The organism is Paenibacillus validus NBRC 15382, assembly GCF_004000985.1.
In the GTDB taxonomy this organism is placed as follows: Bacteria; Bacillota; Bacilli; order Paenibacillales; family NBRC-103111; genus Paenibacillus_G; species Paenibacillus_G validus.
The window spans coordinates 39932-46318 of record NZ_BIMH01000039.1 but is presented as its reverse complement, the minus strand read 5'-3'; the positions used below and the strand labels follow the sequence as shown (position 1 = coordinate 46318).

The window sequence follows — 6387 nt, the reverse complement described above, 5'->3', positions numbered from 1 at the left end:
CCGCGGCGTACCGCCGCCCCGGGAGCTATGAGCCGCGCCCGCCGGGGGCAGCCCGCTCTTGACCGCCTTCAGCTCGAGGTGCGGGTCGTTCAGCGCGACGAGGCGGTCGGCGAGCAGCTTCACGTGCTCGTCGTCGCCCAGCTGCAGCTTGGCGACGACGAGCACGGGCTTGCCCTTCTGCACGAGCGGCGCGAACGTCTTCCACGCTTCGGGGAACAAGACGACTTCGACTTTGCCGACGCGGTCCTCCAGCTCCATGAACGCCATCGGCTGCCCTTTCTTCGTGACGATCGTTTTGTTCCCGACAACCAGCCCTGCGACCATGACCTCGCTGTGATCCGGATATTCGGGCAGCAGCGCGATCGTATCCGTCTCCAGCTTGCGCAGGATTTGCTCAAAATCGTCGAGAGGGCTGCCGGAAATATACAGGCCCAGCAGCTCCCGCTCCAGCTCGAGCTGCTGCATAAGCGTGAACGGGGGCATGTCGGGATACTCGACCTCCCAGCTCACTTCTTCGTCGAAGCCGTCAAGCACGAGCTGCAGCGCTTCGCGATCCTTGCGCCACTTCACAGCGGCTTCAACGGCTTCTTCGAGCATCGCGAGCTGCTGGGCGCGATGCCCCGGCAGCGAATCGGTCGCGCCGCTCTGGATGAGCGATTCCATGACACGCTTGTTGCACACCCGCAGATCGACGCGCCGGCAAAAATCGCTCAGGCTCTCGTACCGCCCGTCCTTCCGCTCCTCGATGATCGACTCGATCGCATGCGTCCCGACGTTCTTGATCGCCGCCAGTCCGAAGCGGATCGCCGGATCCTCTCCCGAGCGAACGGACGTAAACAGAAAGCCGCTCTCGTTCACATCCGGCGGCAGCACGGCAATGCCCATTCGACGGCACTCGTCAACATATTCCGCCACTTTGTTATGGCTGCCCATCACCGCCGTCAGCATGGACGCCATAAATTGCACCGGGTAGTGCGCCTTCAAGTACGCCGTCCGGAAGGCGAGCACCCCGTACGCGGTCGCATGGGCGCGCGGGAAGCCGTAGTCGGCGAAGCGCACGATCATGTCGTAGACGCGGTTGGCGTCCTCCTCGGCGTAGCCCTGCTGCAGACTGCCCTGCACGAAATGGGCGCGCTGCTCGTCCAGCACCTCGCGCTTCTTCTTGCTGACCGCGCGCCGCAGCAAGTCGGCTTCGCCGAGATTAAATCCGGCCATCCGGGAGGCAATCTGCATGATCTGCTCTTGATAGACGATGATGCCGTACGTATCGCGCAATATGGGCTCCAGATCCGGATGCGGGTAGTCTACCTCGACTTGCCCGTGCTTGCCGGCGATATATTTCGGGATAAACTCCATCGGGCCCGGCCGATACAGCGCAAGCACCGAAATGATATCTTCAAAATGCGACGGCCGCAGCTCCTTCAGCACCCGCCGCACGCCCGGCGACTCCAGCTGAAACACGCCGGTCGTATCGCCCTTGCCGAGCAGCTCGTACGTCTTCGGGTCGTCCGTCGAAATTTGTGTCCAATCGATCGTCACCCCCAGCTGCTCACGCACCCATTCGAGCGTCCGCTCGATGATGGACAGCGTGCGCAGGCCGAGGAAGTCCATTTTCAGCAAGCCGATGGACTCCAGATGCTCCATCGTGTACTGTGTCAGCGGCGTCTGTTCATTGCCCTCCTGAAGGGGCACGTACTGCGTTAACGGCTCTCGCGAGATGATGACGCCCGCGGCATGGGTGGAGGCATGACGCGGCATCCCTTCCACCTTCCTCGCCATCTCCAGCAGCTCGGCCGTCTTCGGCTGTTTGGCGGCGAGCGCCTTCAAGTCGGGACTGATCCGCAGCGCCTCCTCCAGCGTAACGCCGAGCTGGTTCGGGATCAGCTTCGCCGCCCGGTCGACTTCGTTGTACGGCAGGTTCAGCGCCCGGCCTACATCGCGAACGGCGGCCTTCGCCGCCATGGTGCCGAACGTGATGATCTGCGCTACGCGGTCGCGCCCGTACTTGCGCACCACGTAATCGATCACCTCGTCGCGCCGCAGATCGCTGAAGTCGATATCGATATCCGGCATCGACACCCGCTCCGGGTTCAGAAAGCGCTCGAAGAGGAGACGATATTGAATCGGGTCGACGTCGGTAATGCGCAGCACGTAAGCGACGAGACTGCCCGCCGACGAACCCCGGCCCGGTCCGGTGACGATCCCGTGCTCGTGCGCGAAACGGATGAAATCCCACACGATGAGAAAATAATCGGAGTAGCCCATTCGCTCGATGACGCCGAGCTCGTAGCGCAGCCGCTCTTCCACTTCGCGCCGCCATTCCGGCTCCAGCCATTCGCTTGACCGGCCGTAACGGCTTTCCATCCCTTGAAGGCAAAGCTCGGCCAAATATTCGCCCGCTGTCATCCCTTCGGGAATCGGGTCGAATTGCGGGAGAATGGACCGCCCGAATTCGAGCTCGAGCTGACAAGCTTCGGCAATGGCGACCGTATTCGCCAAAGCGTCAGGGACGTGTCCGAACAACCCGGCCATCTCGTCCGCATGTTTCAAATACAGCTGGGTAGTCCCCATCCGAAGACGCGCTTCGTCGTCCACCGTCTTCCCGGTACCGATGCAAATGAGAATATCCTGCATCGTATGATCCGGCTCTCTCACATAGTGGACGTCATTCGTCGCCACCATGCGAATGCCGGTGTCTTCGCTGAGGCGAATCATGTCGCGCAGCACCTTTTTTTGCTCCGTTAAGCCATGATCCTGAATTTCCAGGAAGAAATCGTCGCCGAAGATGCCGCGGTAGCGCAGCGCCGCCTCCTTCGCTTCCTCGTACCGGTCGTGCAGCAGATGCTGCGACACCTCGCTGCCGAGACAGGCGCTGGTGCAAATGAGTCCTTCCGAATGCCGGTCCAAGTGCTCCAGATCGATCCGCGGCTTATAATGAAACCCTTCCAGGTGGGCGATCGAGCAAAGCTTCATTAAATTCTGGTATCCGGTCATATTTTTGGCAAGCAGCAGCAGGTGGTAAATGGGCTGCTCCTGCCGCGAGCCCTTGTTCCGGAGGGAACCGGAGGTGAAATACATCTCGCAGCCGATGATCGGCTTGATCCCCTTCGCCTTGCATGCTTTATAAAAAGGGATAGCCCCATACATGACGCCATGATCCGTCAGCGCCAGCGCCTTCATGCCCAGCTGCGCGGCTTGGCTTACCAAATCGTCGATGCGCGCAGCGCCGTCGAGCAAGCTGTATTCGCTATGTACGTGCAAATGAACGAAATCGGTCATACCGCAGCCTCCCCGCTCCATATTCATTACAAAATATTTTAGCATAATGCGAACAAGTGTGCCATATAGATGATAGTATAAGCATCGGTCAAGCCCGGCTTGGACGACGCAGCACGTGTCCGCGAGCGGTCCGGCCGGGGTAGAGGCTGCCGGTCCGGCGAAAGAACGTAAGCCGAATGTAGGCGAACAGCCGGAGGAGGCGCATGCGATTCGTTTGCAGACAGCCGGCGATAGCTTGAATTTTCGCTCATGCGTTCGTCGATCTGAAGATTCGCAGCAAAAAAGGAGGGCCTGGAAGTGGCATCATTTTGGGCAAAATGCTTGTTGGATTTCTTTGTAGCGTTCGGGGTAGTGCTGGGAGGCACCATGCTCGCCGGCATCTGTTCGGTTATTACGCTGGAGCCCCCGGTTCACAAAATGCTGAACATTGCCGAGCAAATCAAAATTTGGGCGATGGTCGCCGCCATCGGCGGGACGATCGATCCGATCCGGGCGATCGAGACGCATTTTCAGGATGGGCAAATCTCTCCGGCGATTCAGCAAATGATGTACATCGTCTGCGCCTTCGTCGGCGCGCATATGGGGACGACCTTGATCCAATGGATCTGCCGGGGAGGGAACACCGGGTGAGAGTCCCTCCCTTCGAAACCGGATTCGGCTATTTGCGCGCTGTCGGACTCGTGATCGCCGGCATGGTGATCGGAGCGGCGCTGTTCCTGAGCATTTACAATCAGCGGCTGAACATGATGATCGTGGAAAACCGCGAGCTGCTCGCAGAAAAAAGCCGGCTGGAAGGCGAGGTCGCCGATTTGCGCAAAACGAAAAATCAGCAAACGACGATCAATTTGCTAAACATTTATATCGAACCGGGCGAGCACACAACCCTGGACAAATTGACCGAAAGCGAGCTTAAACGACGCATTCATTCCCAGTTGAAGCCCGTCGTTGTGGGGCGTAAAATTTCCGAATTCGCCGCCATGCCCGAGGTATACGAGCAAATTTTGTATGAAAAGCCGATGCTCGGCGTGATGGATAACGACTATATGGTGCAGTCTGTGAAGTGGATCGTCCTGACCCAGTCGGAATTGAAGGTGTGGGTGACCGTAAAAGAGTGGAAACGCATCCCGGTACCGTGACCAGTTGATTTCCAAGTCTGAAATCGATAAAGTGATTACAGACACTTGGCCATAAGGATGTGCTTGCAAGAAATGACGCTGCCAACAATACAATGGATGCTTAGCGTGCTGATTATTATTTTCGTCGTGTTCTCGGTGTATTACAGCTTTCGGTTTCGGCGAGCGGCCGATCCGAAACAGCGCGGACTTTACGGGGCGAGGATGAACATTTTCATGGGCCTGATGCTGATTGTCATCGCCGTCTCCCAGCTGTTTTTCTTTACGGATTCCGTCACGCGCCGCATTTTCGGGACGGTGTGCTTATTGCTCGGTTTGTTCAATTTGTTCGCCGGTCTCCGCAACCACAGCCACTACAGTCGGAAGGCTTAAGCGGTTGGCGGCCGGTTGGACGGCATGCTTCGGTGGAAGCTGCGTGTAAGGGCGGAAAGCGCGTACGACGTGCTTCCGCCCTTATGACGTTGGGGCAGCGGTACGCCCTGAAATAAAAAGGGCTCGCCTCCGCCCTCTCCGTCGCCCCACCGCTTACCCCGGCTCGATGACCTGCGCGGTCAGCATCGCCTTCGCTACAAGCGCGCCCCCGTGGAACATCTCTACATCGAGCTTGCCGAATTTGCGGCTGACCTCGATCATTTTCGGGCGAATTTCGACCAGGCTGTCGATTTGCACCGGTTTGACGAAGTAGGAAGACATGTTGTCGACGACGATGTCGCCCTTCTTCACATCCTGCATCGCATGGTAGGCCGCCTGCGTCATAAGTACGGTCAACACGCCCTCGGATACGGTGCCGAGGCGGTTAATCATTTGCGGCGTGATCGTACCCCGGAATACAAGCTGGCCGCCGGCGTCCTTCTCCTCGCTGAAGCCTGCCCAGATCAAATCCTCGAACGTCTCCCCGTGCTGCGGCTGGCGCTGCACGTGCTGCATCGCCTTCAGCACGTCCTGGCGGCTGATGACGCTGACGATTTTACGCCCCGCGTCGACGATCGGCAGCAGTTCGATCCCCTCCCACACCATCAGGTGGGCGGCCGAAGCGACCGACGTATTCGCCATCGCGGTAACCGGATTGCGGGTCATCAACTTATCGAGCGTTTGCGTCGGCCCGGCGCCGATCAAGTCGCGCGAGGTGATGATGCCGATCACCCGGTTCCACTCGTCGACGATCGGAAAACGGCTGTGGCCCGTCTCTTCGTGCAGCCGCTGCCAATCCTCTATCGTATGATTCGCCTTCAGCACAAACACCCGCATCGGATGCGTCAGAATGTCTTCAATCAGCAAAATCTTTTTCTTGATCAGCCGGTCATAGATGGCCCGGTTAATCATCGAAGCAACGGTGAACGTGTCGTAGCTGCTGGAGATGATCGGCAGCTGCAGCGTGTCAGCCAGCTGCTTCACCTCGTCGCTCGTCCCGAAGCCCCCGGTAATAAGCACGCCCGCCCCCTGCTCCAAGGCACAAAGATGCGCCTTGGCCCGGTTGCCGACGATCAATAGGCTGCCCGGATCGATATAACGCATCATCGCATCCTGCTGCATCGCTCCGATGACGAATTTGTGCAGCGTCTTCTCCAGCCCGTCAAGGCCGCCGAGCACTTCCCCGTCGACCATGTTCACCACTTCGGCGAACGTCAGCTTGTCCATCTGATCGCGCAGCTTCTTCTCCACGCGTACCGTGCCTACGCGCTCTTTCGTTGCGACCAGCCCGATCGCATCGGCTTCCTTGATGGCCCGATAGGCCGTTCCTTCGCTGACGCCCAGCTTCTCGGCGACTTTGCGCACTGAAATTTTGCTGCCGATAGGCAGCCCTTCGATATATTTTAAAATTTGCTCGTGCTTGGTTGACGTGTCGTGATTCATGGGACCGAATTCGTCCATCTGTTCCACCTTCCTTCGGCTCGCTGTATCATCCTGTATTACCCATTATCATACCACGAAACGAAGCCGGGCAGTACTGTAATCGGAAGGCTCGGCTCCGCAT

At 58.5% G+C, this 6387-nt stretch carries 5 protein-coding genes; 3 read left to right on the top strand and 2 right to left on the bottom strand.

Going from position 1 to position 6387, the window contains the following annotated elements; translation table 11 throughout:
- Window positions 1-3279, bottom strand: a 3279-nt coding sequence (locus tag PVA01S_RS20305; RefSeq protein ID WP_127609093.1) for a DNA polymerase III subunit alpha, incomplete at its 3' end; no start/stop codon positions are given.
- A 297-nt stretch (window positions 3280-3576) separates the two neighbouring features.
- On the opposite strand from PVA01S_RS20305, the gene PVA01S_RS20300 reads away from it, so the two are divergent.
- From PVA01S_RS20300 to PVA01S_RS20290, 3 genes are all read left to right on the top strand, one after another.
- Entirely contained in the window at window positions 3577-3909 is a 333-nt protein-coding gene (locus PVA01S_RS20300) for a YtrH family sporulation protein (protein ID WP_054798453.1), read from the top strand.
- A complete protein-coding gene (locus PVA01S_RS20295; RefSeq protein WP_236595980.1) occupies window positions 3906-4415 on the top strand; it encodes a sporulation membrane protein YtrI in 510 nt (169 codons plus the stop codon). The genes PVA01S_RS20300 and PVA01S_RS20295 overlap by 4 nt, the downstream gene beginning before the upstream one ends.
- Before the next feature lie 72 nt (window positions 4416-4487).
- Window positions 4488-4784, top strand: a complete 297-nt coding sequence (locus tag PVA01S_RS20290; protein ID WP_127609091.1) for a YtpI family protein — start codon at window positions 4488-4490, stop codon at window positions 4782-4784.
- 153 nt (window positions 4785-4937) lie between these two features.
- Here the strand turns inward: PVA01S_RS20290 and PVA01S_RS20285 are convergent, their stop codons facing one another.
- Window positions 4938-6284, bottom strand: coding sequence for a DRTGG domain-containing protein (locus tag PVA01S_RS20285; RefSeq protein WP_127609090.1), 1347 nt, complete (start codon window positions 6282-6284; stop codon window positions 4938-4940).
- Window positions 6285-6387: the final 103 nt, after the last annotated feature.

Excerpts from the sequence above, each read along its gene's own strand:
- PVA01S_RS20290 (WP_127609091.1), top strand. The coding sequence starts at position 4,488 with ATGACGCTGCCAACAATACAATGGATGCTTAGCGTGCTGATTATTATT.
- PVA01S_RS20285 (WP_127609090.1), bottom strand. The coding sequence starts at position 6,284 with ATGGACGAATTCGGTCCCATGAATCACGACACGTCAACCAAGCACGAG.